The sequence below is a fragment of the Dokdonella immobilis genome (genome assembly GCF_900115085.1).
In the GTDB taxonomy this organism is placed as follows: domain Bacteria; phylum Pseudomonadota; class Gammaproteobacteria; order Xanthomonadales; family Rhodanobacteraceae; genus Dokdonella; species Dokdonella immobilis.
This window is the reverse complement of record NZ_FOVF01000006.1, coordinates 115,211-140,927: the sequence shown is the minus strand read 5'-3', so window position 1 is coordinate 140,927 and position 25,717 is coordinate 115,211. Positions and strand designations below refer to the sequence as shown.

Below are 25,717 nucleotides of genomic sequence, written 5' to 3'. Positions count from 1 at the left end.
TTGCTATGATCGACGCCCAGTCCCTCCCCGCACAAGCCGCCAGCCATGCAAGAGCCGCATCAAATTTCCAATCTCGCCGTTTCCGCCTGGCTCCGAATTGGGGGCGGTGATTTGCCGCTGGCCCCAAGTGCTGCGCAGCCGTTGGGGTCAGCGCCGCTTCTGTCCACTCCCCATTCTCCATTCCCCATTCCCGGCCGCACCCGCGGTTTCACCCTGATCGAAATCCTTGTCGTTGTCGTCATCCTCGGCATCCTTGCCGCGATCGTGGTGCCGCGCGTGATGGAGCGTCCCGGCGAGGCCCGTGTCACCCGGGTCAAGCAGGACCTGCAGGGCATCGTCACCGCTCTGAATCTATACAAACTGGACAATTTCCGATATCCGAGCAACGAACAGGGCCTGCAGGCCCTGGTTGCCAAGCCCTCCGGGTCGCCCGAAGCGCCGAACTGGAAGGGGCCCTATCTGGACCGCCTGCCCATGGATCCCTGGTCCAAGCCTTATCAGTTCCAGCAGCCCGGCCAGCATGGCGAGGTCGACATCTACAGCTATGGCTCGGACGGACGCCCGGGTGGCGATGGCGATGCGGCCGATATCGGCAACTGGGATAACTGACCCCGTGGCCGCTGCGAGCGGCAGGGCATCGGGATGAAGCGGATTCGAGCAGGCATGGCTTCGCAGGCGCGTTCGCCCGGGCAGGTCGCCATGGCGGCGGAGCCGGGCATCGAATGGGGGGCGCCCCGTGGCGTGTTGGCAAAAGAGCAAGGGGCCGACCGTGTTGTACCGCGGTTTTGCCGAGGCGTTTCGCCGGATGGCGTGTTGGCAAAAGAGCCAGGAGCCGATCGTGTTGTACCTCGGTTTCGCCGAGGCCTTGCGCCGGATACCGTGGTTGTTGGATTCACCCTGATCGAAATCCTCGTCGTAGTCGTTATCGTCGGCGTGCTGGCCCTGGCGGTCACGATTTCGATCGCCACCGCGGGTGGCGAGCGACAGCTCGCGCTTGAGTCCGAACGTCTGCAGGGTCTGATCGGTTTCGCCTGCCACCAGGCCGAGCTGACCGGGCGCGAGGTCGGCCTGCGCCTGGACGGGCAGGGTTACGCCTTCACCCGTCTCGGCTTCGACGGCTGGAGCAGCGACACGCTCGAGAACGAACTGCGGGCGCGCAGCTGGGTTCCCGGCATGGGTGTCGAACTGTTGCGCGACGGTCGCGACCTGCGCCTGGCTGAAAGCGATTCCGATCCGCCGCAGATCGTCTGCTTTTCCTCGGGCGAATTGTCGCCGTTCCTGCTGCGCCTGCGTCTGGGCGACGTCGCCAATCGCTACGAACTGCGTGGCGAAGCCGATGGTGAGGTTGTTCTCGACCGCATCGCGATCAGTCCATGAACCGCCGGCGCGGATTCACCCTGCTCGAAGTCCTCATCGCCCTGGTCGTGGTGGCCCTGGCCCTGCTCGCGCTGACCCGTACGGCCGGTGGCCAGGTGCGCAGTTTCGATGCCCTGCGCGAGCGCACCCTGGCCGGATGGGTGGCAGCCAACGTGCTCAGCGAGACCCGGATCGCCACACCGCTGCCGGCGATCGGCAAGCGCGATGGACACGTCCGCCTGGGCAATCGCGACTGGCGCTGGGAGCTTGAAGTGAAGGCGACCGATGATCCGGACATGCGCCGTCTCGACGTACGGGTCTTTGCCGCCGATTCGGACCAGCCGAGCGCGAGCCTGACCGGCTTCGGCAGCGAGCAACCCTCGCCATGAAACCTGCCTCGAGCCCAGGGGGCGCATTGGCCCGCGGCTTTACCCTGATCGAGATCCTGGTCGCCCTGGTTGTGTTCGCGGCGATGGCGGCGATCACCTGGAGCGCGCTCGGCCAGATCGCGCGCGCTCGCGCGGCACTGGCGATCGAGCAGGAGCGCTTCGCTGCGGTCGTGCGCAGCATGAGCGATCTCGAACGTGACCTGCGCCAGGCCATCTCGCGTCCCCTGCGCGGCAACTACGGCGAGCTGCAGCCGGCCCTGCTCGGCAACGGAGATCGCATCGAGCTGAGTCGGCTCGGCTACGCCAATCCGCTCGCCGAGCCGCGCAGCAACATCGAACGCGTGCTCTATGCGATCGACGACAAGCGCCTGCGTCGCGGCCGCTATGCGGTGCTCGACCGCGCCGCGGGCAGCGCCGCGCAATGGCGCGCACTGGTCGATCGGATCAGCGCCCTGCGCTTTCGCTACCTCGATGCCGACGGCAACTGGAGCGACCAGTGGCCGCCGCGCGAGGCCGCCGTCGAGGCCCTGCCGCGTGCTGTCGAGTTCCGTCTCGTTCTCGAGGACCTCGGCGAATTGCGTCGCCTCGTAGCGCTGCCCTCGACGCTGCCGCCGAAGGGAGTCGGCGCCAACGGCACGCTCGCACCGAACGCGCCCGGCATCGTTCCGCAGGCCGTGCCGGGTGCGGCCACCGTGCCGCCTGGGGCGATCCCATGAACGGTCCGCATCGACAGCGCGGGGTCGCCCTGTTGATCGCGCTGCTGGCCGTGGCCCTGGCCCTGGTCCTGATCGGTTCGCTACTGGATCGTGGCGAGCTGGCGGTGGCGCGCACGCGCAATGTCTTGCGAGGAGAGCAGGCGATTGCCTACTCGGAGGGGCTCGAAGCGTTCGCCGCCCAGGTCCTTATGCGCGATCTCGACGAGAATTCGAACCTCGACACCTTCAGCGACAGCTGGGCAATGCCGTTGCCGCCACAGGAGGTGCCGGGCGGAACGCTCAGTGCACGCATGACCGATCTCAACGGTTGCTTCAATCTCAACAATCTCGTGTCGCCTTCATCCGCCGAAGCCGCGCTGTGGCGCCGGCGTCTCGACAACCTGCTGGTCGCGCTCGAACTCGATCCTTCGCTGGTCGGTGCGATCGTCGACTGGCTCGACGCCGATGGCAGCATCGACAATGAAGGCGGCGCCGAGGACAGTGCCTACCTGGCCCAGTCGGTGCCGTACCGGACCGCCAACCGCGTGTTTGCCCACGTCTCCGAGCTGCGCCTCGTGCGCGGCATCAGCAACGAGGTCTATGCGCGCCTCGCCCCCGAAGTCTGCGCGTTGCCGCCCGGTACCACGGTCAATATCAATACGGCTTCGACGGCCGTACTGATGAGCCTCGATTCGCGCATGACCGAGGCCCTGGCCCTGCGCATCCGGCAAAACGGGCAGGCGCGCTGGACCTCGGTCGAGAATGCCCTCAACGAAGCCGGGAACCAGGGCGTCATCATTCCGCCCGAAAATCAGTCTGGTCTTGGCGTCACCAGCAGTTATTTCCTCGCCCGCGGCGAGATCACGCTCGACGGCATCCCGTTTTCCTTCTCCAGTTTGCTAGAAAGAGTCACTGGGACTGCGCGCGGGGGCGTGCACGTGCTCGAGCGCAGTCGCGGCGTCGAGGACGCGCCGAATCCGGCCCTGGCAGGCAGCCTGAATCCGCGGGCAAACCGGTGACCGACGCAGAAATCATCGAGCGCTGGCAGTCCAACAGCGAGCCGTGGACGCGCGCGGTACGCGAGGGCCGCATCGGCAGCCGGCTGCTGGCGACCGACGCTGCGATCGTCGATGCAGTGCTCGCGCGCAAGCCAACGACCGTGCTCGACATCGGCTGTGGCGAGGGTTGGCTGGCACGCGCGCTCGCCACCCGCGGCATCGACGTGCTCGGCGTCGACGCGGTCGCAGACCTGGTCGCGCAGGCACGCCGCGCCGGCGGCGGTCGTTTCGAGGTGCTCAGCCACGAAGCGCTTGCCGACGGCGTGCTCGACACCCGCTTCGATGTCTGCGTTTGCAATTTTTCACTGCTCGGCGAAGCTTCGGTCGAACGCCTTCTGGCAAGGATGCCGGATCTGCTCGTCGCCGGTGGTGCGCTCATCGTGCAGACCCTGCATCCGCCGACAGTGGATCCCGCGCAGCCCTATCGCGATGGCTGGCGCGAAGGATCCTGGTGCGGCATCGACGTCGAATTCCAGGCGCCGGCGCCCTGGTACTTCCGCACCCTCGAATCCTGGGTGCGCCTGTTCGCCGATTCGGGACTGCGCATCGAATCACTGCGCGAACCGCTGCATCCGCGCACGGCCATGCCGCTCTCGCTGGTCCTGGTCGGCGAACGCGCCTGACCGCCTGATCAGGGCAGCGCCATTCCGGCACGAGCCTATTCGCCAGACAGTGGGCTGTCCCCCGACGCGTGTTCCTGCGTCGATTCGGACGCGATCGGGCTGCCAAAAGCGGCGAATTGAGCCTGCGGAATCTCCTTGACAGCCCATGGGCGGCGGCATAAGGTGGGTTTCGGTGGGTTTTCGTGGTGTTTAGTGGTCATGTTCCAGGGCGAAACGGCAGTCACGCTGGACGACAAGGGTCGGGTATCCATCCCCGCGACCCATCGGGAAGCCGTGTCCAAGCTCAGTGGAAACCGCCTCGTCGCCACCTACAACCCGTTCGAACATGGCTGTCTGTGGCTGTTCCCGGAAAAGGAGTGGGAACAGTTGCGCGACGAGGTGAATGCGCTGAGCAAGGCCAAGACCGTACACCGCAACCTGCAGATGAAGCTGGTCGGCGCGGCCACCCCGCTCGAGCCGGACGGCAACGGACGTGTCCTGTTGCCGGCCAGCCAGCGCAGCGCGGCCGGCATCGAGAAGAAGGCGGTCCTGCTCGGCATGGGCAACAAGCTCGAGCTCTGGAGCGAGCAGGCGCACCTGGCCAAGATCCGCGAAACGATCAACGAGGAGCAAATCACCGAGGACATGCTCGATCTCAAGTTCTAACCCGGACCATCGATGAACCACGCACGCGTTCGCCTGTTCCTTGAATCCACGCGGCCTTCCGCTCATTCGGCGATAGTGCACGCTATCGTCTCAATCGCGAAAAGCCGTGTGAATCCAAGGCCCTGCGCGACTATCGCGCGTATTCACGAATAGTCCGGGCCAGTCGAGAAGGAACCATGGCGGAAGCGGAGTTCACGCATGCGCCGGTCATGCTGGCGGAGGTGATCGAAGCCATGCAGGTCCGGCCCGAAGGGGTCTATCTCGATGGCACGTTCGGCCGCGGCGGGCATGCGCGGCGGTTGCTGGCACGCCTGGGTGCGAATGGAAGGTTGTTGCTGATGGATCGCGACCCGAGCGCCATCGCGCAGGCGGCCAGGGAGTTCGGCAACGACGCACGTGTGCGTATCCGGCAGGGCAATTTCGCCGCGCTGGGCGAGTGGGACGAGACGAGGCAGGGCATGGATGGCGTATTTCTGGATCTCGGCGTGTCGTCGCCGCAACTGGACGATGCCAGCCGCGGGTTCAGTTTCCAGGCGGATGGTCCGTTGGACATGCGCATGGATCCGGGCTCCGGCCGCAGCGCCGCCGAATGGCTGGCTGCAGCGACCGAGGCCGAGATTGCGGACGTGTTGTGGCGCTACGGAGAGGAACGTCTGAGCCGACGGATTGCCAGGGCGATTGTCGAGCGGCGCGAACAGCAGCCGTTGCAGTCGACGGCGCAATTGGCCGAGCTGGTGGTTCGGACGATCGGGCACCGCGAGCGCAACAAGCATCCGGCGACGCGGACGTTCCAGGCGCTGCGCATCCAGGTCAATGACGAACTGGGCGCGCTGGAAGCGGGCCTGGAAGCGGCGCTGGAGGGCCTGAAGCCGGGCGGGCGACTGGTCGTGATCAGTTTCCATTCGCTCGAGGACCGCGTGGTCAAGCACTTCATGCGCGAACAGGCAGCGCAGCCGGGCAACCGGCGCAACTTGCCGCCGCGTGAAGCGCCGCCATCGAGGATGCGGGCGCTCGGCAAGCATTTCGCCAGCGCTGCCGAACTGGCGGCGAATCCAAGATCGCGCAGCGCCGTGCTGCGAGTTGCGGAGAAGCTGCCATGAAGCTGCGCGTGTTCGCGATGCTGCTGCTGATCGTCGCCGTCATCGCCAGTGCGGTCGGCGTGGTCTATGCGCGGCACGAGAGCCGGCGGCATTTCGTCGAGCTGAACCGGCTGACGAACGAACGCGACAACCTGAATTTTGAATTCGGGCGCCTGCAACTGGAGCAGGCGACCTGGGCTGAAAACAATCGAATAGAACAGATCGCACGCGGTCGTCTCGGCATGGTATCGCCGGGCGCCGCGGAGATGATCGTCACAACACGGTGATCCGGCAGTGAGGGGGAACTCACAGTCATGAACGGTCGCGAGTCCGCAAGGATGGCAACCGGCGGCCCGGCCTCGGCCAGGCCTGCACGCAGCTGCGCAATGGCGCAGACGGGCGCGCATGCCTGCGCGCAGCGGGTGCGGCCATGACGCCGAGAGCGAAGCCGGCCAACCTGCGGGCGCGCCTGTATACGGTGCTGATGGTGCTCGCGCTGGCTTCGACCGCCCTGGTCGTGCGCGCGGTCGACCTGCAGGTCGTGCGCAAGGACTTCTACCAGGGCGAGGGCGACGCCCGCTACCTGCGCGACATTCCCGTGCCCGTCTCGCGCGGCACGATCTTCGACCGCAACGGCGAGCCGCTCGCGGTATCGACCCCGGTCGAATCGATCTGGGGCAATCCGCAGGAACTGCTGGCCAATCCGGACCAGCTGCCGGTGCTGGCCAATGCGCTCGGGGTGACCACGGCCGATCTGACCGAGCGCCTGGTCCAGCGCAAGGACAAGGAATTCCTCTACCTCAAGCGCCCGGTCGATCCCGATGCCGCGCGCGACATCCTGGCCCTGAAGATCCCCGGCGTCGCCAGCGAGCGCGCCTTCCGGCGCTACTATCCGAGCGGCGAGATCCTCGCCCATGCCCTCGGCATCACCAACATCGACGATCGCGGCCAGGAGGGCCTCGAACTGGCCTTCGACGACTGGCTGGCCGGCAAGCCGGGCCTCAAGCGCGTCATCCGCGATCGCCTCGGCCACGTCGTCGAAAACGTCGAGCTCCTGCAGGAAGCCCAGCCGGGCCGCGACCTGATCCTGTCGATCGACCGCCGCATCCAGTATCTCGCCTACCGTGAGCTGAAGGCGGCGATCATCGACCACCACGCATCGTCCGGCTCGATGGTGATCCTCGACGTCAGCAACGGTGAAGTGCTGGCCATGGTCAACCAGCCCTCGTTCAACCCGAATTCTCGCACGGCGATCGATCCGGCCTTCCGCCGCAATCGCGCCGTCACCGACGTGGTCGAGCCGGGTTCGACGATGAAGCCGTTCACGATCGCCGCCGCCCTCGAAAGCGGGCGCTGGAAGTCCGACAGCCCGATCGACACGACACCCGGCACGTTGATGCTGCCCGGCGGTTACACGATCAGCGACCATCGCAACTACGGCCTGATCAACGTGACCCGGGTGATCACCAAGTCGAGCAACGTCGGCGCGGCCAAGATCGCTTCCTCGCTGAGCAGCGAGCACATGTACGACGTGTTCCATCGCTTCGGATTCGGCGAGGTCAGCGGTTGCGGCTTCCCGGGCGAGTCGCCCGGTTTCCTGCCGATCTCGAAGAGCTGGGGACCGGTCGAGAAGGCCACCATTTCCTATGGCTACGGTCTCAGCGTGACGCCGATGCAGATCGCCCAGGCCTATGCCGCGCTGGCCAATGGCGGCCGCCTGCGCCAGCCCGGATTCGTCAAGGGTGCGGTCAACCCCGACAGCGCGGTGATCGATCCGCAGATCGCCGCCAACGTGCGCAGCATGCTCGAGACCGTGATCTCCCCGGAAGGCTCGGGTCTGGCCGCGGCCGTGCCGAACTACCGCGTCGCCGGCAAGACCGGAACCTCGCGCCGGGCGATCGCCGGCGGTTACGAGAAGCGCTATGTCTCGCTGTTTGCCGGCATGGTGCCGGCGAGCAATCCTCGCCTGGTCGGCGTGGTTGTCATCAACGATCCGGGCCAGGGCCAGGGGGCCTATTTCGGCGGTCTGGTCTCGGCGCCGGTGTTCAGCAAGGTCATGGCCAACGCACTGCGCCTGCTCGATGTGGCGCCCGACAACGTGCAGCGCTGGTATGCCGGTTCGCCCGACGTCGGTCATCCGATCGGCCCGGCCAGCGAGCCACCCGCCTATCCGGCCGACCAGCCCAATTACGAAGAGGCGGTGCCGTGATGAGCGAAGCGATGCGCCTCGGCGATCTGCTGGACGGTTGCGCCGAGGCCGGCGCGCTGGCCGATCTGCGCGTGCGCGGCCTGAGCCTCGACTCGCGCGCGATCGTGGCTGGCGATCTCTATATCGCCCTGCGCGGTAGCCGCGAGCACGGCATCATCTACGCGGCAAGCGCCCTGGCGTCCGGTGCGGTGGCGGTCATCGCCGAAGCCGGGCCCGAATTGGCGCGGCTCGACGCGGATTGCGCAGATCGGGTGATCCAGGTCGACGACCTGCGCGCGAAACTGGGCGGCATCGCCGCGCGCTTCCACGGCGACGCCTCGCGGCGCCTGCGCGTCAGTGGCGTCACCGGCACCAATGGCAAGACCTCGACCGTGCAGCTGCTCGGCCAGGCGCTCGATCGACTGGGCCGGCGTACGGCGACGATCGGCACGCTCGGCGCGGGCTTCGCCGGTTCCCTCGACGCCGGCGAGCGGACCACGCCGGACGTGATCAGCGTGCAGCGGCTGCTGGCCCGTTTCCTCGCCAAAGGCGCTTCCGATGTGGCCATGGAGGTTTCCTCGCATGCGCTCGCACAGGGTCGGGTCGACCATGTCCGGTTCCGTCTGGCCGTGTTCACCAACCTGACCCGGGACCACCTCGACTACCACGGCAGCATGGAGGCTTACGCGGCGGCCAAGCAGCGCCTGTTCGAATGGCCGGGCCTGGCCGCGGCCGTGATCAACATCGATGACGCCTTCGGGCGGCGCCTGGCCACGTCCCTGCCTGACGCGGTCGCCCGCCTCGCCTTCGCCATCGACAATCCGCACGCCGATGTGCGCGCCACGGATATCCAGGCGCATGCGCTGGGTCTGCGCTTCGATCTGCATACACCCTGGGGCGAGGCTCGCATCGAGTCGCCCCTGCTTGGGCGCTTCAACGTATCCAACCTGCTCGCGGTGGCCGCCAGTCTTGGCGCGCTCGGTCACGACTTCGCCGAAATCCGCTCTGTACTCGGCACGCTCGAGCCGGTCAGCGGACGCATGAGTCGTCTCGGCGGGGATGCCGGGCGGCCGCTCGTCGTCGTCGACTATGCGCACACGCCGGATGCCCTCGAACAGGCCCTGGCCAGCGTTCGCGCGCACTGCGCCGGGGTCCTCGTCTGCGTGTTCGGTTGCGGCGGCGAGCGCGACGTCGGCAAGCGGCCGCAGATGGCCGCGATCGCCGAGCGTCTGGCCGACCGGGTCATCGTCACCGATGACAATCCGCGTGCGGAGGATGGCGACGCGATCGTCGCCGACATCATGCAGGGCTTCAGCGAGCCGGCCGCCATCGTGGTCGAACGCGACCGTCATCGGGCCATCCATCGCGCCATCGCCGAGGCACGCGCCGATGACATCGTCCTGGTCGCCGGCAAGGGCCACGAGCCGTACCAGGAAATCGCCGGAAAGCGGCTGCCGTTCGATGATCGCCAGGTCGCCCGGCAGGCGCTGGAGGCGCGCCCATGCTGAATCTCGATCTGGCCACGGTCGCACGCTGCACGGGCGGAACACTGCAAGGCGCGGATGTGCGCGTCAGCTCGGTTTCGACCGACACGCGCAAGCTGGCCGACGGTGCGCTGTTCGTCGCTTTGCGCGGCGACCGTCACGATGGTCACGGCTTTCTCGATGCGGCCGCGCAGGCCGGTGCGGTCGCCGCCCTGGTCGAGCACGCCGTGGGTTGCGATTTGCCCCAGGTGATCGTTGCCGACAGCCTGCGCGCGCTCGGCGACATCGCCGCCGAGGTGCGTCGCCAACGCTCGCTCTGCGTGATCGGCATCACCGGCTCGAATGGCAAGACCACGGTCAAGAGCCTGCTCGCCGGAATCCTTTCCCGCCATGCGCCGACCCATTTCAGCGCGGGCAGCTACAACAACGAGATCGGCCTGCCGCTGACCCTGCTGGCGACTCCCGAGGACAGCCGATTCGTCGTCCTCGAGATGGGCGCGGGCAAGCCCGGCGACATCGATTATCTGGTCCGCATCGCGCAGCCGCAGATCGGACTGGTCAACAACATCGCGCCCGCGCATCTCGAACGCATGGGTTCGATCGAGGGCATCGCCGAAACCAAGGGTGCCCTGTATTCCGGACTGCCGGCCGACGGCATCGCCGTGATCAATGCCGACGATGCGTTCGCCTCGTATTTCTCGTCCCTGGTCGGCGATCGCCGCGTGATCCGCTTCGGTCTCGACCCGCGCGCCGATGTCAGTGCGCGTTTCAGCGGCAACACGGTGGAGTCCTGCTTCACCCTGGTGACGCCGATGGGCGAAGCGCGCATCGACCTGCCGCTGCAGGGACGGCACAACGTGATCAACGCCCTGGCCGCAGCGAGCCTCGCGCTGGCGGCCGGCGTACCGCTGGCGACGATCCGCAGCGGCCTCGAAGTCGCGGTAGCCGTCGCCGGCCGCACCTCGCGGCGCGACCATCCCAGCGGGGCGCTCATCATCGACGATACCTACAACGCCAATCCGGCCTCGTTCGCGGCGGCGATCGACACCCTAGCCGAAAGTGATGGGGTCCGGATCCTGGTCATCGGCGACATGCGCGAGCTTGGCCGCGAGGCATGGCGCCTGCACGCCGACATCGGTGCGCTGGCCCGCAGCCAGGGCATCGATCGCCTGTATGCGGTCGGTGAGCTGAGCCGAGCCGCGGCGCATGCGTTCGGTGACCGCGCCCGCCATTTCTCCGATCAGGCCGAACTGATCGTCGCGTTGCGCGGCGAGTTGGTTGCCGGTGCGACCCTGCTGGTCAAGGGCTCGCGCGGTTCGGCCATGGACAAGGTCGTCACGGCCCTGTTCGCCGACAGCAATGGAAACGGAGGGCGCCATGCTGCTTGAGCTCGCCGACCTGTTGCGCGGCTGGTACAGCGGATTCCATCTATTCCAGTATCTGACCTTCCGCGCCATCATGAGTACCTTGACCGCGCTCGCGGTGTCGCTGCTGATCGGCCCTGCCGTGATCCGCAAGCTGGCCCACGTCAAGGCCGGCCAGGTGATCCGATCGGACGGCCCGCAGTCGCACCTCGTCAAGGCCGGCACGCCAACCATGGGCGGCCTGCTGATCCTGCTCGCCGTGGCCATCGCCACCCTGCTCTGGATGGACCTGCGCAACGGGTATGTCTGGCTGGTGCTCGGCGTCACCCTGGCCTTCGGTGGCATCGGCTTCTACGACGACTACAAGAAGCTCGTGCTGCGCGACAGCCGCGGCCTGGCTTCGCGCTGGAAATACTTCTGGCAGTCGGTGTTCGGCCTCGCCGTGGCTGTGATCCTCTACCACAGTGCCGACCTGCCGGCGCACACCGCGCTTTATCTCCCGGTATTCAAGACGGTCGCCATTCCGCTCGGCCTGATGTTCATCCCGCTGGCCTACTTCATGATCGTCGGCTTCTCCAATGCGGTGAACCTGACCGACGGCCTCGACGGCCTCGCGATCATGCCGAGCGTGCTGGTGGTCACCGCGCTCGGCGCCTTCGCCTATCTGGCCGGCAATGCCGTGTTCTCGAACTACCTGCAGATCCCCTCGATTCCGGGTGCCGGCGAGCTGGTCATCTTCTGCGGTGCCCTGGCCGGGGCCGGACTCGGCTTCCTCTGGTTCAACACCTATCCAGCCCAGGTCTTCATGGGCGATATCGGCGCCCTCGCGGTTGGCGCCGCGCTCGGCACGATCGCGGTGATCGTGCGCCAGGAAATCGTGCTGCTGATCATGGGCGGCATCTTCGTCCTCGAGACGGCGTCGGTGATGCTGCAGGTGGCCAGCTTCAAGCTGACCGGCCGGCGCATCTTCCGCATGGCCCCGATCCACCATCACTTCGAACTCAAGGGCTGGCCGGAGCCGCGCGTCATCGTCCGCTTCTGGATCATCAGCGTGGTCCTTGTCCTCGTCGGCCTCGCTACGCTGAAGGTGCGCTGATGCTCGGCACGTCGACCAGCACCCAGGCTACCCGCCGCAGCGCGCCGCAAGGGCGCTACGACACCGGCGTGCTGTGCTCGGCGATCGGGCTGGCCAGCCTCGGTCTGATCATGGTGGCCTCGAGCTCGATCTCGATCGCCGACAACCAGCAGATCGGCGCGTTCCACTATCTGACCCGGCACATCCTGTTCCTGGCCCTCGGCATCGGCCTGGCCGTGGCGATCGCCCGCACCGAACTGGCTGTGGTCGAGAAACACGCTTTCCTGCTCCTGCTGGTCGCCTTCATCCTGCTCCTGCTCGTCTTCGTGCCGGGCATCGGCATGCGCGTCAACGGGGCGCGGCGCTGGATCAACCTCGGCGTGTCGGGTTTCCAGTCGGTCGAACTCGTCAAGCTGATCCTGATCGTCTACCTGGCCAGTTACCTGGTGCGTCATCGCGATGCCGTGCATGCGCGCATGCTCGGCGTGTGCAAGCCGCTCGGAGTCGCCGTGCTGCTGGTCGGCCTGCTCCTGGCCCAGCCCGATTTCGGCAGTGCCACCCTGTTGCTCGCAGTCACCCTCGGCATGATCTGGCTCGGCGGCGCGCGCCTGCGCAATCTCGGCCTGCTCGGGGCGATGGCCATGCCGGCCCTGGCCTGGGCCGCACTGTTCGAGGACTACCGGCTGAAGCGCCTGAAATCGTTTCTCGACCCCTGGGCCGATCCGTTCAACGAGGGCTTCCAGCTGACCCAGGCGTTGATCGCGATCGGCCGCGGCGAATGGTTCGGCGTCGGTCTCGGGGCCAGTGTGCAGAAGCTGTTCTACCTTCCCGAAGCGCATACCGACTTCATCCTTGCCGTGATCGCCGAGGAACTCGGCTTCGCCGGTATCCTGCTCGTGCTCGGCCTGTTTGCCTGGCTGGTCGGCAGCGGCTTCCGCATCGGCCTGCGCGCGATGGAGCGTGGTCAGCGCTTTGCCGGCTACTGCGCGTTCGGCATCTCGCTGATGTTGGCGTTCCAGGCCCTCGTTTCGATCGGCGTCAATCTCGGCGTGCTGCCGACCAAGGGCCTGACCCTGCCGCTGATCAGTTCGGGTGGATCGAGTGTGATGATGACCTGCGTGGCGATCGGCCTTCTGGCTCGGGTCAGCTACGAGTTGACGCGTGCCGAAAATGCTGCCGCCCAGGCCGTGGTCACCCCGATCGAAGAGGAGGAGCCGGCATGAGCGGTCCGGTCCTGATCATGGCCGGGGGCACCGGCGGCCATATCTTCCCGGGCATTGCCGTGGCCGCCGAATTGCGCAGGCGCGACATCCCGGTGGCCTGGCTCGGCGGCAACGTCGGTCTCGAGACGCGGCTCGTGCCCGAAGCCGGCATCGCGCTCGAGTCGATTGCTTTTTCCGGCGTGCGCGGCAAGGGCACCCTGACCTTGCTGGCCGCTCCGCTGCGCCTGCTGCGGGCCGTGTTGGCCGCGCGCAGGATCCTGCGCCGGTTGCGTCCGCGCTGTGTGCTGTCGATGGGCGGCTATGCCGCAGCACCGGGCGGCATTGCGGCCTGGCTGAGTCGCGTGCCGCTGATCGTGCACGAACAGAATCGGGTGCCGGGGTTCACCAACCGGCTGTTGCGCCGATTCGCCCGGCGCGCGCTCGAGGGCTTCTCCGGCAGCCTCGACGGCGCGCTCTGGGTCGGCAACCCGGTCCGTGAGGAGATCGCAAGGCTGCCCGCCCCGCAGCAGCGTCTGGCTGGTCGCGAAGGGCCGGTACGGGTCCTTGTTCTTGGCGGCAGCCAGGGCGCACAGAGCCTCAACGTGATCCTGCCTGAGATGATCCGTCGTCGTGGCGACCGGGTCAGCCTGCAGGTTCGCCACCAGTGCGGCGAACGCCACCTCGAAAGGACCCGGGCGCTCTATTCGGCGGCCGACATAGAGGCCGAGATCGTGCCGTTCATCAAGGATATGGCTGCGGCCTATGCCTGGGCCGACCTCGTCATCTGTCGCGCCGGCGCGCTGACCCTGGCCGAATTGTGTGCGGCCGGCTGCGCGTCGATCCTCGTGCCGTTTCCGGCTGCAGTGGACGATCACCAGACGCGCAATGCCGAAGTCCTGGCCGATGCTGGCGCGGCACTTCTTGTCGCCGAGGGCGACGCTTTCGTCCAGCGCCTCGGCACCCGTCTGGACGGACTCGATCGCGACCGCCCGCAGCTGCTCAAGATGGCCGCGCGCGCGCGCGCGCTGGCGCGGCCGGACGCGGCTGCGCGGATCGCCGACATCTGCCTTGAGGTGGCCGCATGACTCCGCAACGGCTGCGCCGCCACGACGACATCATGCAGGACTTCCGCCGTGTCCATTTCGTCGGAATCGGCGGCGTCGGCATGAGCGGCATCGCCGAGGTCCTGCACAATCTCGGCTATACGGTGACCGGCTCGGACCGCGTGGATTCGTCGACCACGCGTCGGCTGACCTCGCTGGGCATGGTCGTGCACCGGCAGCATGTGGCGGAAAATGTGGCCGATGTCGACGTGCTGGTCCGCTCCAGCGCGATCCGCGACGACAACCCCGAAGTGGTCGCCGCGCGCGCGTCCAGGATCCCGGTGGTGCCGCGCGCGGAAATGCTCGGTGAACTGATGCGCTTCCGGCGCGGCATCGCGGTCGCCGGTACCCATGGAAAGACCACGACCACGAGCCTGACCGCGAGCGTGCTCGCCGAGGCCGGTCTCGATCCGACCTTCGTCATCGGCGGCCAGCTCACTGCCGCTGGCGCCAACGCGCGGCTCGGCACCGGCGAATACCTGGTCGCCGAGGCGGATGAATCGGATGGTTCGTTCCTGATGTTGTCGCCGGTGCTGGCCGTGATCACCAACATCGACGTCGACCACCTCGAGAACTACGGCGGCGATTTCGAGCAGGTCAAGGCGGCCTTCGACCAGTTCCTGCACCGCCTGCCATTCTACGGCGTCGCCGTTCTATGCGTGGACGATGCCGAAGTCGCCGCCCTGGCCGCGCAGACGACGCGCCGGACCCTGACCTACGCGATCGACCGCGAGGCCGACGTGCGCGCCAGCAACGTGCGCCAGTCCGGCGCGCAGATGCAGTTCGACCTGCATCTTCCCGATATTGCCGAAGCGCTCGCGGTAACCCTGAATATCCCGGGCCGGCACAACGTGCTGAATGCGCTGGCCGCCTGCGCGATCGGCTGGCAGCTTGGCGTCGCGCCGGCGGCGATGCAGTCGGCGCTGGCCCACTTCCAGGGCGTGGGCCGGCGCTTCTCGATGCGCGGCGAACTGCTGCTCGACCGGGGCAGGGCACAACTGGTCGACGACTACGGCCACCATCCGAGCGAACTCGCCGCCGTATTCGCGGCGGCCCGTGGCGGCTGGCCGGGGCGTCGCCTCGTGGTCGCCTTCCAGCCGCACCGCTATTCACGCACACGCGACCTGCTCGATGATTTCTCGCGGGTCCTGGCCGACGTCGACGTACTGATCCTGACCGAGGTCTATCCGGCCGGCGAAGCGCCGATTGCGAATGCCGATGCGCGCGCCCTGGCGCGCGCGGTCCGCGCCCGCGGCAAGGTCGATCCGGTGCTGGTCGAGCATCCGCGCAACCTGCGTGCGGCCCTGCCGAGCCTGCTCGAGGACGGCGACCTGCTGATGCTGCTCGGCGCCGGCGACATTGGCGCCGCAGCGACCGACCTGGCCAATGATCCCGACCTGAGGATGCGCCGATGAAGCGCCTGCAGACGACCGACCCGCGTCGATTCGGTCGCGTCGCCGTGGCCTGCGGCGGGACCTCGGCCGAACGCGAGGTTTCGCTCGACTCTGGCCGCAACGTGCTCGAGGCCTTGCGCGCGCGCGGTGTCGATGCGCACCCGGTCGACGGCATCCCGGCCCTGCTCGATGCCTTGCGCGCCGGCCACTACGCCCGCGTGTTCAACATCCTGCATGGGCGTGGCGGCGAGGACGGCATGTTGCAGGGGGCGCTCGACGCCCTGCGCGTGCCGTATACCGGCAGCGGCATCCTCGGCTCGGCCCTGGCCATGGACAAGGTCCGCACCAAGCAGGTCTGGCAGGCGATCGGGCTGCCGACGCCGCGCTTCGCGTCGTACCGCCCGGGCGAGGATCTTGGCGCCGCGATCGCGGCGATCGGCTACCCGGCCATCGTCAAGCCGTCGCACGAAGGCTCGAGCGTCGGCATCACCCGCGTGCTTACGCCCGCGGATCTCGAGGCCGCGATCGAACTGGCCACGCGTTACGACGGCGAACTCCTGATCGAGGAACTGATCGAAGGCGCCGAGCTGACGGTCGGCATCCTTGGCCGCGAAGCCCTGCCGTCGATCCGCATCGTGCCGAAGGGCGCGTACTACGACTACCACGCCAAATACATCGCCGAAGACACCCAGTACCTGTGCCCGGGTCTCGATGGCGAGGCCGAGGCGTCGATCCGCGCGCTGGCCCTGGCCGCGTTCGATGCGGCGGGCTGTTCGGGTTGGGGCCGCGTCGATGTGATGCGCAACGCGAGTGGCGGAAATTTCCTGCTCGAGGTCAACACGACCCCCGGCATGACCAGCCATTCGCTGGTACCGAAGGCGGCGCGCGCGGTCGGCATCGACTTCGAAAGCCTGTGCTGGAAGATTCTCGAGACTTCACTCGGGAGGGACGCCACGTGAGGGGCCCGTTGCCGCTGAAGTGGCTGGCCTGGGGTATCGCCCTGAGTCTGGTTGCGCTGCCGATCGTCGGCGTATTGAACGGCTGGTTCGCCTCGCAGCGCTGGCCGGTGCGCAAGATCGAACTGCGTGCGGAGTATGCGCATGTCAGTGCCGAGCAGATCCGGGCCACGGTCGAGACGCACCTGGCCAAGGGCTTCTTCGCCGTGCAACTGGCCGATGTGCAAAAGGCGGTCGCCGAATTGCCCTGGGTCGAGCGCGTCGAAGCGCGCAAGCAATGGCCCGACACGCTGCGCCTGACCGTCTACGAGCGCCAACCCTTTGCGCATTGGGGCGAGAAGCGCCTGATCGACCGCAGCGGCGAGATCTTCGAGGTGCCGGGTGCGGAAACCATGCAAGGCCTGCCACAGTTGTCCGGGCCCGACGAGCGCCTGGCCGAAGTGATCGCCTTCCATGCCGAATGCATGCGCGAATTCGCCGGCAGTGGCCTGTCGGTGCGCGCGGTCGATCTGAGTGCGCGCGGCAGCTGGCGCCTGACCCTGGCCAGTGGCGCCCTGATCGAGATCGGGCGTGTTGATGCGCGTCATCGCCTGCAGCGCTTTCTCGATGTGTGGCCGAAGCTGGCCGCGGCAAGCAACGGTCCACCTGTCTATGTCGATCTTCGCTACGAAAACGGATTCGCGATGCGCTGGGCCCTGCCCGAAGCGCCGGTTTCCTCCCCGTCACCCGGTCCCGCACCGGCCGGCCGAGCCTGAGCAACGATGAACCGAAAGTCCGAAAAAAACCTGATCGTCGGTCTCGATATCGGCACCTCGAAGATCGTCGCGATCGTCGGTGAGCACGAGCCCGGCCAGCCGGTCGAGATCATGGGCATCGGCTCCCACCCCTCGCACGGACTCAAGCGTGGTGTGGTCGTCGACATTGAGTCGACCGTGCAATCGATCCAGCGCGCGATCGAGGAGGCCGAGCTGATGGCGGGCTGCGAGATCCGCTCGGTCTATGCCGGCATCGCCGGCAGCCATATCCGCTGCCTGAACTCGCACGGCATCGTGCCGATCCGCGACAGGGAGGTGACCGAGGCCGATCGCGAACATGTCATCGAGGCGGCCCGCGCAGTGGCAATCCCGGCCGACCAGGAACGGCTCTACCTCGAGCCGCAGGACTATGTCATCGATGGCCAGGAAGGCATCCGCCATCCGATCGGCATGTGCGGCGTGCGCCTCGAGGCGCGCGTGCACCTGGTCACCGGGGCCATGAGTGCCGCGGCCAACATCCGCAAGTGCGTCTCGCGCTGCGGCTTGCGCGTCGACGACCTGGTCCCGCAGCAGGTCGCCTCGAGCTTCGCCGTGCTGACCCAGGATGAGCGCGAACTCGGCGTCTGCCTGGTCGACATCGGCGCTGGCACCACCGACATCGCGATCTTCACCCAGGGCGCAATCCGGCACACTGCCTCGTTGCCGATCGCCGGCGACCAGGTCACCAATGACATTGCCGTGGCCCTGCGCACGCCGACCGCACATGCCGAGGAGATCAAGGTCAAGTACGCCTGCGCGCTGGCCCAGCTCGCGCATGCCGAGGAGACCATCCAGGTGCCCAGCGTCGGCGATCGCCCGCCACGCCGGCTGGCCCGGCAGACCCTGGCCGAAGTGGTGCAGCCGCGTTACGAGGAACTGTTCTCGCTGGCCCAGGCCGAGTTGCGCCGCTCCGGCTACGAGAACCTCGTCGCGGCCGGCATCGTGCTGACCGGCGGCGCCTCGAAGATGGAAGGCGTGGTCGATCTCGCCGAAGAGGTCTTCCACATGCCGGTGCGCCTCGGTACCCCGCAGCACGTGACCGGCCTGGCCGACGTCGTTTCAAACCAGATCCATGCCACCGGCGTGGGGCTGTTGTTGTATGGCAGCAGGCAAAGCGCGCACGGGCCGCGGCGCGGTGTTGAAGCCGTCGGTGGGGTTTGGGATCGCGTATCAAATTGGTTCAAGGGAAATTTCTAGGCGCCGGCGGCAGCCGCCGCGCCATCGGCAACATCCGCCGCGCAGGACGCGTGGCGGCGCAACCGAAACGGTTGCACGGCCCGGAACGCGCCAGTTCCGGGCAAGACGCAGGCAGGGCAGGGTTGCCCGGCCGGCGGGTTGGTCAAATCAATACGGCTTAAGCCGACGGAGGATGGGAACATGTTCGAGATGGTCGATAGGATGGAGCCGAACGCGGTGATCAAGGTCATCGGTGTCGGTGGTGGCGGCGGCAATGCGGTCAGCCACATGGTGCATGCCCAGATCGAGGGCGTGGATTTCGTCTGTGCGAATACCGACGCCCAGGCGCTCAAGAACAGCGGGGCCAAGCACACCCTGCAGCTCGGTGCGAACGTCACCAAGGGACTTGGCGCCGGGGCCAATCCCGAGGTCGGCCGCCAGGCCGCGCTGGAGGATCGCGAGCGCATCTGCGAATTGCTGCAGGGAGCCGACATGGCCTTCATCACCTGCGGCATGGGCGGTGGTACCGGCACCGGTGCGGCGCCCGTGGTCGCCCAGCTGGCCAAGGAAATGGGCATCCTGACCGTGGCCGTGGTCACCAAGCCGTTTCCGTTCGAGGGCCGCCGGCGCATGCAGGTCGCGCTGAAGGGCATCGAGGACCTGACCCAGCATGTCGATTCGCTGATCACCGTGCCGAACGAGAAGCTGCTGACCGTGCTCGGGCGAGACGTGACCCTGCTCAGCGCCTTCAAGCAGGCCAACGACGTGCTGCTCGGCGCGGTCCAGGGCATCGCCGACCTGATCACCCGTCCGGGCCTGATCAATGTCGATTTCGCCGATGTGCGTACCGTGATGTCGGAAATGGGCATGGCCATGATGGGCAGCGGCAGCGCGCGCGGCGACGATCGCGCGGTGGCCGCGGCCGAAGCGGCGATCAACAACCCGCTGCTCGAGGACATCAACCTGGCCGGCGCCTGCGGCATCCTGGTCAACGTGACGGCGGGCCACAACCTGACCATGCGCGAATTCGACGACATCGGCCAGGTCATCCACGAGTTCGCCAGCGAGGACGCCACCGTGGTCATCGGGACCGCGCTCGATCCCGAACTGCAGGACGAGATCCGGGTCACCGTGGTCGCCACCGGCCTCAACCGCAATGCGGTGCGTGCCCCGGTGCGCAGCGAACGCGAGCGCGAGGCGATCATCGCCCCGAGGCCACCGATGCGCGTCGTGCGCAATGCGACCACCGGCGAGGTCGACTATGCCGGCGTTCCGGGCCGGGTCGCGGCGAGCAGCCACAGCCAGCTTCCGGCCGAGCAATCCGGCGTGGCCACCGACAACCAGGTCGACTATCTCGACATTCCGGCCTTCCTGCGCCGCCAGGCCGACTGAGGAGAATCGTCCGCACACGCTGCCCGAACGACACATCCATCCGCCATCCCCGGCCATCACGACATGGCCGGATGATCTGCCCACCGCTGTCGGGAGACACGGCCGGGCCGGATCCGGGGCCGCTGCGTGGCGCCGCAGCGGCTTCGTCGTCGCCGTTTGCAGGGCACAACGGGAGCCCGGCTCGGCGTTCGGGCGACCGCCGTCGACGGGCGGGAGGGCCACTCCCCGGGGCGTTCCGGAGCTGTTGTTAAAGCACAACACATGTCTGATTTTGACGTCGGCTTAACTATCGCTGACTGATTTGCTGTGCTACTCTCCCCGGCGTTTTGATGCTCCTGCCCCAGGGGTCAGACCAAAGAAAATGATCAAACAACGCACGCTCAAAAATGTAATAAGGGCGACAGGCGTAGGTCTCCACACGGGTGACAAGGTCTACATGACCTTGCGTCCTGCTGCGGTGGATACAGGGATTGTATTTCGGCGCGTGGATCTTGCCGAGCCGGTGGAAATTCGTTCCTGTTGCGAAAACGTAGGCGATACGCGTCTGTCGACGACCCTGGTCAAGGGCGATGTGCGCATTGCCACGATCGAGCACCTGCTTTCGGCCATCGCCGGTCTCGGCATCGACAATGCCTATGTCGACCTGTCCGCCCCGGAAGTGCCGATCATGGACGGCAGCGCCGGTCCCTTCGTGTTCCTGCTGCAGTCGGCCGGCATCGAGGAGCAGGCCAAGGCCAAGCGCTTTGTCCGCATCAAGAAATCGGTGACGGTACGCGACGACGACAAGTGGGCGCGCTTCGAGCCGTTCGACGGCTTCAAGGTCGGCTTTTCGATCGATTTCGACCATCCGATGTTCGCCAAGCGCACGTCGACCAGCGAAATCGACTTTTCGACCACCTCATTCGTCAAGGAAGTCAGCCGCGCGCGCACCTTCGGCTTCATGCGCGACATCGAGATGCTGCGCGAGCGCAACCTGGCGCTTGGCGGCTCGATGGACAACTCGATCGTGCTCGACGACTACCGGGTGCTGAACGAGGACGGTTTGCGCTACGAGGACGAGTTCGTCAAACACAAGATTCTCGACGCAATTGGTGACCTGTATCTCCTTGGCCACAGCCTGATTGGTGCATTCTACGGCTACAAGTCCGGCCACGCGCTCAACAATACGCTATTGCGCGCCCTGCTGGCGGACAAGACGGCTTGGGAGGAGGTCAGCTTCGACGACGAGTCCAAGGCACCGATCTCCTACGCCCATCCGGCGCAGGCTTTGTAGCGGCAAGACACGTTGCGGCGAAGACTCCGCCCCGGGGTCTTGCGCCACAGGGGAAAGGAAGCTGTCAGGCTTCCGGCGGGGAATCACTAGAGGCGAGGGACGCCAGTTGCAGGTACAGGGCCTGAAGTTCAGGGTCCGACATGGTTTTTGCTGCCGAGCGCAGATGGCTTGCGGCGGTGGCGGAGAGAGGTTTTGACCTGGCCGGTTCCGGGGGAACAGGCGGCAGGGCGGCCACTTTCACAACGAAGAGTCTGACGGCGTCGCCACAGGTGGCGCGGGCCTCGGCGAGCAGGGTTGCCTGGTGCAGCCTCAGACGCGTGGCCCAGGTCGGGCTCGTCGCAAGAAAAACGAGCCGTCCGTTGCGCAAGTCCGCGAGACGACATTCGCGGGCGAGGGCGTCGGGCAAGTGGTGGCGAAGTTTTCCATCAAGCAGGTTGAGCGCGCGAGCGCGATCGGCGAGTGCGTCGAGGGAGACGCATTCGGCCGCCGGCACGAGGGTGCTGGCAGATGACCTGCGTGATGGACGACGTTGCTGCATGGCAAAACCCCATTCGGCGAAAAGTCAATGAACATCATCTTAGTCGCGAAATCCCATTCGACCCCGCGCTGTATCGATCTTGGCAGCAATCGAGGCCGCATGCTGGCCGGATCGCTGATCGGCGCGACCTTCCTGCTTTTTGCCGGCATCGGCTTCGTCGTCGCCTTGTTGACGGTGAACCCGCGCGACGCGGCAATGCGCGAGCTCAGCGCCCTGCGCAGCCAGATCGGCATCCAGAAGACGGAACTCGGCAGTCTCGAGAGCGATTCGCGCCGGAACCTCGATGCGCTGGCGATGCAGATCGGCCAATTGCGCGCCCAGGCAACGCGCCTGAACGCCCTCGGTGACCGCCTGACCCAGGTCGGCAAGCTCGAAGACGGCGAGTTCGACTTCGCCTCCGAGCCCGCCCTGGGTGGTCCGGAGGAAACGCTCGCCGTGAGCGACTCTCCGCTGCCGCTTGGAAACGACATCGACAGCCTGCGCGCCGAATTCGAGCGTCAGGAAGCGCAACTCGGCGTACTCGAGAACCTGCTCTTCGACCGCAAGATCGACAACGCGCTGCTGCCGACCGGCATGCCTGTCGCGCATGGCTACGTGGCTTCCGGCTACGGAACGCGCACCGATCCGATCACCGGGCGCCAGGCCGTCCACCTCGGCGTCGACTTCGACGTTCCAATGGGCAGCGACGTGCTCGCCGTGGCCGAGGGCGTGGTCACCTACTCCGCGGTCCGCAACGGTTACGGCAACGTGGTCGAAATCGACCACGGCAATGGCTACATGACCCGCTATGCGCACAATTCGCGCAACGTGGTCGAAGTCGGTACCCGAGTCCATGTCGGACAGGTCATCGCCAAGGTCGGCTCGAGCGGCCGCTCGACCGGCCCGCATTGCCACTTCGAGGTCTGGTTGAACGGTCGTCCGGTCAATCCGATGGCCTATGTCCGCTCGACGCGGGCGACCCGCATTTGAGCCGGCATTCGGGAACCTGCGGGCCTTGAATCGGTCCATCTGAACGCCATCTCGCTTGGTGATATGCCGAGGCCGCCGTATCATCGGCGGCCTTCGCTTTTCTGCCCTGCCCGCCCTGCGCGGGTTTCCGGGCCCTATCCGGACAAACAAGACCGATGTTGCAACGTTTCCTGACCAGTATTTTTGGCAGCCGCAATGAGCGCATCCTGCGCACGCTGAACAAGACCGTGGCACGCATCAACGCCCTCGAGCCCCGCTTCGAGGCGATGGACGATGCGGCCCTGCGCGGCATGACGGATGAGTTGCGCAAGCGCGTCAGCGACGGCGAATCGCTCGACTCGGTCCTGCCGGAGGCATTTGCCGTCGTGCGCGAGGCGGCCCGGCGGGTCATCGGCCTGCGTCATTACGACGAACAGCTGATCGGCGGCATGGTCCTGCACATGGGCAAGATCGCCGAAATGCGGACCGGCGAGGGCAAGACCCTGGTCGGTACCCTGCCGGTCTATCTGAATGCCCTGGCCGGAAAGGGTGTGCACGTTGTCACCGTGAACGATTACCTGGCCCGGCGCGACTCGGCCTGGATGGGACGCATCTACAATTTCCTCGGCATGAGTGTCGGTGTCGTCTATCCGGGCATGGACCACGGCGACAAGCGCGGCGCCTACGCCGCCGACATCACCTACGGCACCAACAACGAATTCGGCTTCGACTACCTGCGCGACAACATGGCGCAGTCGAAGGAACAGCGCTACCAGCGCGCCCTGCAGTTCGCCATCGTCGACGAGGTCGACTCGATCCTGATCGACGAGGCGCGCACGCCGCTGATCATTTCGGGGCCGACCGACGAATCGCCGCAGCTCTACGTCAAGGTCAACCGCCTCGTTCCCAATCTCGTGCGCCAGGAGAAGGAAGACAGCGAAGGCGATTACTGGGTCGACGAAAAACAGCGCCAGGTGCACCTGTCGGAAGCAGGCATGGAGCACGCCGAAGCGCTGCTGCGTCGCGACGGCATCATCGGCGAAGAGGAAAGCCTGTACGACTCCAAGCACCTCGCCGTCGTCCATCACCTGAATGCCGGCTTGCGCGCACACGCGCTGTACCAGCGCGACGTCGACTACATCGTTCGCGATGGCGAAGTCATCATCGTCGACGAGTTCACCGGCCGTACCCTGGCCGGGCGGCGCTGGTCCGACGGCCTGCACCAGGCGGTCGAGGCCAAGGAAGGCGTGCCGATCCAGCGCGAGAACCAGACCCTCGGCTCGATCACCTTCCAGAACTACTTCCGCCTGTACAAGAAGCTCGCCGGCATGACCGGCACGGCCGATACCGAGGCCTTCGAGTTCCAGTCGATCTATGGCCTCGAAGTGGTCGTCATTCCGACCCATCGGCCGATGGTGCGCAAGGACGAACCCGACGTGGTCTTCCTCAAGGCCAAGAACAAGTACGATGCGATCATCGAGGACATCAAGGACTGCTTCGAGCGCGGCCAGCCGGTACTGGTCGGCACGACCTCCATCGAGACTTCGGAATATCTTTCCGGGCTGCTCAACAAGGCCGCCGTGCCGCACGAGGTCCTCAACGCCAAGCAACATGAGCGCGAGGCCATCATCGTGGCCCAGGCCGGACGTCCCGGCGCGGTGACCATCGCCACCAACATGGCGGGCCGCGGCACCGACATCGTGCTCGGCGGAAACCTCGAAGCGGAGCTCGGCACCTTGCCCGAGGACGCGCCGAAATCCGATCGCGAGCGCATCGAGGCCGAATGGAAGGCGCGTCATGCCAAGGTCATCGAGGCCGGTGGCCTGCGCATCATCGGCACCGAGCGCCACGAGTCGCGACGCATCGACAACCAGTTGCGCGGCCGCTCCGGGCGCCAGGGCGATCCGGGCTCGAGTCGCTTCTACCTGTCGCTGGAAGACAACCTGCTGCGCATCTTCATGGGCGAGCGTGTCGCCGGCCTCATGCGCATGTTCGGCATGAAGGAAGACGACGCCATCCAGGACCGCATGGTCACCAAGCAGATCATGAATGCGCAGCGCAAGGTCGAGGCGCAGAACTTCGACTTCCGCAAGAACGTGCTCGAGTTCGACGATGTCGCCAACGACCAGCGCAAGGTCATCTACGAGCAGCGCAACGAACTGCTCGAAAGCGACGGCGTCGGCGAAACGGTCGCCAGCATTCGTGAGGACGTGTTTGCCGAACTCGTACGCCGCTTCGTCCCGGCCAATTCGATCGATGACCAGTGGAACATCTCCGGTCTCGAAAAGGAGCTCGAATCGGAGTTTGGGCTCAAGCTCGACCTGAAGGGCTGGCTCGAGGATGAGGAAGAAGCCGATGCCGATTCGGTGCTGGCCCGCGTCGAGGATGCCGCCGCGCGCCTGTTCCGCGAGAAGGAAGCGCTGCTCGGCGAGGAAACCATGCGCTCGCTCGAGAAGCACGTCATGCTCTCGGTGGTCGACAATTGCTGGAAGGAACACCTGACCAGCATGGACTACCTGCGCCAGGGCATCTACCTGCGTGGCTATGCCCAGAAGCAGCCGAAGCAGGAATTCAAGCGCGAATCGTTCCTGCTGTTCCAGCAGATGCTGGAGCGCATCAAGCACGAACTGGTGCAACTGCTCGCCCGTGTGCGCATCCGCAGCGAGGAGGAAGTTCAGGCTCTCGAAGCCCAGCAGCGCGCCCAGGCCGAGGCCCAGGCACGCACGATGCAGTTCCAGCATGCGCAACCGGCCGGTTTTGGCGGTGATGCCGAGTCATCGGGGGAGGCGGCACCGGCCGCCGCTCCGGCCATGCCGATCCACCGCGATGCGCCCAAAGTGGGGCGCAACGATCCCTGCCCGTGCGGCTCAGGCAAGAAGTACAAGCAATGCCACGGCAGCCTGACCTGACCCGCCATCTCTGCTGAACGAACACGGCAGCCCTGCAATCGCGTCGAGCTGAGCCCGACGCCCCGGAAGCGCGTCG

24 protein-coding genes are annotated in these 25,717 nt (G+C 66.5%); 23 read left to right on the top strand and 1 reads right to left on the bottom strand.

The window, feature by feature from the left end:
- The first annotated feature begins 159 nt into the window (after positions 1–159).
- From gspG to lpxC, 21 genes are all read left to right on the top strand, one after another.
- A complete protein-coding gene (gene gspG, locus BM125_RS06810) occupies positions 160–609 on the top strand; it encodes a type II secretion system major pseudopilin GspG (RefSeq protein WP_245778835.1) in 450 nt (149 codons plus the stop codon).
- Positions 610–879: 270 nt separating this feature from the next.
- Positions 880–1,377 carry a type II secretion system minor pseudopilin GspH gene (gene gspH / locus BM125_RS06805; protein WP_175497943.1) on the top strand — a complete coding sequence of 166 codons (498 nt, stop codon included), beginning with the start codon at positions 880–882 and terminating at the stop codon, positions 1,375–1,377.
- A complete protein-coding gene (gene gspI, locus BM125_RS06800) occupies positions 1,374–1,745 on the top strand; it encodes a type II secretion system minor pseudopilin GspI (protein ID WP_092406245.1) in 372 nt (123 codons plus the stop codon). Before gspH ends, gspI begins: the two co-directional genes overlap by 4 nt.
- Positions 1,742–2,461 (top strand): type II secretion system minor pseudopilin GspJ, encoded by a 720-nt coding sequence (gene gspJ, locus BM125_RS06795; RefSeq protein ID WP_092406243.1) that lies wholly within the window; start codon positions 1,742–1,744, stop codon positions 2,459–2,461. The genes gspI and gspJ overlap by 4 nt, the downstream gene beginning before the upstream one ends.
- The gene (gene gspK / locus BM125_RS06790; protein WP_092406241.1) at positions 2,458–3,459 is read left to right on the top strand and encodes a type II secretion system minor pseudopilin GspK; all 1,002 of its coding nucleotides are present in this window, start codon (positions 2,458–2,460) and stop codon (positions 3,457–3,459) included. The genes gspJ and gspK overlap by 4 nt, the downstream gene beginning before the upstream one ends.
- Positions 3,456–4,121 (top strand): class I SAM-dependent methyltransferase, encoded by a 666-nt coding sequence (locus BM125_RS06785; RefSeq protein WP_092406239.1) that lies wholly within the window; start codon positions 3,456–3,458, stop codon positions 4,119–4,121. Before gspK ends, BM125_RS06785 begins: the two co-directional genes overlap by 4 nt.
- A gap of 198 nt (positions 4,122–4,319) precedes the next feature.
- Complete coding sequence (gene mraZ, locus BM125_RS06780; RefSeq protein WP_092406237.1) at positions 4,320–4,766, top strand: division/cell wall cluster transcriptional repressor MraZ; 447 nt, start codon at positions 4,320–4,322, stop codon at positions 4,764–4,766.
- A 176-nt stretch (positions 4,767–4,942) separates the two neighbouring features.
- Complete coding sequence (gene rsmH / locus BM125_RS06775) at positions 4,943–5,866, top strand: 16S rRNA (cytosine(1402)-N(4))-methyltransferase RsmH (protein WP_092406235.1); 924 nt, start codon at positions 4,943–4,945, stop codon at positions 5,864–5,866.
- Positions 5,863–6,132, top strand: a complete 270-nt coding sequence (ftsL, locus tag BM125_RS06770) for a cell division protein FtsL (RefSeq protein ID WP_092406233.1) — start codon at positions 5,863–5,865, stop codon at positions 6,130–6,132. The genes rsmH and ftsL overlap by 4 nt, the downstream gene beginning before the upstream one ends.
- Positions 6,133–6,275: 143 nt before the next feature.
- A complete protein-coding gene (locus BM125_RS06765; protein WP_092406231.1) occupies positions 6,276–8,054 on the top strand; it encodes a peptidoglycan D,D-transpeptidase FtsI family protein in 1,779 nt (592 codons plus the stop codon).
- Positions 8,054–9,541: a UDP-N-acetylmuramoyl-L-alanyl-D-glutamate--2,6-diaminopimelate ligase gene (locus tag BM125_RS06760; protein ID WP_092406229.1), complete on the top strand. Its 1,488-nt coding sequence runs from the start codon at positions 8,054–8,056 to the stop codon at positions 9,539–9,541. The genes BM125_RS06765 and BM125_RS06760 overlap by 1 nt, the downstream gene beginning before the upstream one ends.
- Positions 9,535–10,905: a UDP-N-acetylmuramoyl-tripeptide--D-alanyl-D-alanine ligase gene (locus tag BM125_RS06755; RefSeq protein ID WP_092406227.1), complete on the top strand. Its 1,371-nt coding sequence runs from the start codon at positions 9,535–9,537 to the stop codon at positions 10,903–10,905. The genes BM125_RS06760 and BM125_RS06755 overlap by 7 nt, the downstream gene beginning before the upstream one ends.
- Complete coding sequence (mraY, locus tag BM125_RS06750; RefSeq protein ID WP_092406361.1) at positions 10,895–11,977, top strand: phospho-N-acetylmuramoyl-pentapeptide-transferase; 1,083 nt, start codon at positions 10,895–10,897, stop codon at positions 11,975–11,977. Before BM125_RS06755 ends, mraY begins: the two co-directional genes overlap by 11 nt.
- Positions 11,977–13,179: a putative lipid II flippase FtsW gene (ftsW, locus tag BM125_RS06745; protein WP_092406225.1), complete on the top strand. Its 1,203-nt coding sequence runs from the start codon at positions 11,977–11,979 to the stop codon at positions 13,177–13,179. Before mraY ends, ftsW begins: the two co-directional genes overlap by 1 nt.
- On the top strand, positions 13,176–14,243 hold the full coding sequence (gene murG / locus BM125_RS06740; protein WP_092406223.1) for an undecaprenyldiphospho-muramoylpentapeptide beta-N-acetylglucosaminyltransferase: 1,068 nt from the start codon (positions 13,176–13,178) through the stop codon (positions 14,241–14,243). The genes ftsW and murG overlap by 4 nt, the downstream gene beginning before the upstream one ends.
- Entirely contained in the window at positions 14,240–15,676 is a 1,437-nt protein-coding gene (gene murC, locus BM125_RS06735) for a UDP-N-acetylmuramate--L-alanine ligase (protein WP_092406221.1), read from the top strand. The genes murG and murC overlap by 4 nt, the downstream gene beginning before the upstream one ends.
- Positions 15,673–16,614 (top strand): D-alanine--D-alanine ligase, encoded by a 942-nt coding sequence (locus tag BM125_RS06730; protein ID WP_092406220.1) that lies wholly within the window; start codon positions 15,673–15,675, stop codon positions 16,612–16,614. Before murC ends, BM125_RS06730 begins: the two co-directional genes overlap by 4 nt.
- The gene (locus BM125_RS06725; protein WP_092406218.1) at positions 16,611–17,366 is read left to right on the top strand and encodes a cell division protein FtsQ/DivIB; all 756 of its coding nucleotides are present in this window, start codon (positions 16,611–16,613) and stop codon (positions 17,364–17,366) included. The genes BM125_RS06730 and BM125_RS06725 overlap by 4 nt, the downstream gene beginning before the upstream one ends.
- Before the next feature lie 6 nt (positions 17,367–17,372).
- A complete protein-coding gene (gene ftsA / locus BM125_RS06720; RefSeq protein WP_092406216.1) occupies positions 17,373–18,602 on the top strand; it encodes a cell division protein FtsA in 1,230 nt (409 codons plus the stop codon).
- 180 nt (positions 18,603–18,782) lie between these two features.
- Positions 18,783–19,973 carry a cell division protein FtsZ gene (ftsZ, locus tag BM125_RS06715; protein WP_092406214.1) on the top strand — a complete coding sequence of 397 codons (1,191 nt, stop codon included), beginning with the start codon at positions 18,783–18,785 and terminating at the stop codon, positions 19,971–19,973.
- A 361-nt stretch (positions 19,974–20,334) separates the two neighbouring features.
- Positions 20,335–21,246, top strand: coding sequence for a UDP-3-O-acyl-N-acetylglucosamine deacetylase (gene lpxC, locus BM125_RS06710; RefSeq protein ID WP_092406212.1), 912 nt, complete (start codon positions 20,335–20,337; stop codon positions 21,244–21,246).
- Between the two features lie 64 nt (positions 21,247–21,310).
- Here the strand turns inward: lpxC and BM125_RS06705 are convergent, their stop codons facing one another.
- On the bottom strand, positions 21,311–21,784 hold the full coding sequence (locus BM125_RS06705; protein ID WP_092406210.1) for a DciA family protein: 474 nt from the start codon (positions 21,782–21,784) through the stop codon (positions 21,311–21,313).
- A gap of 27 nt (positions 21,785–21,811) precedes the next feature.
- Between BM125_RS06705 and BM125_RS06700 the strand changes: the two genes are divergently transcribed.
- Positions 21,812–22,753, top strand: coding sequence for a M23 family metallopeptidase (locus BM125_RS06700; protein ID WP_092406208.1), 942 nt, complete (start codon positions 21,812–21,814; stop codon positions 22,751–22,753).
- 155 nt (positions 22,754–22,908) lie between these two features.
- Positions 22,909–25,641 (top strand): preprotein translocase subunit SecA, encoded by a 2,733-nt coding sequence (gene secA, locus BM125_RS06695; protein WP_092406206.1) that lies wholly within the window; start codon positions 22,909–22,911, stop codon positions 25,639–25,641.
- Positions 25,642–25,717 lie beyond the last annotated feature (76 nt).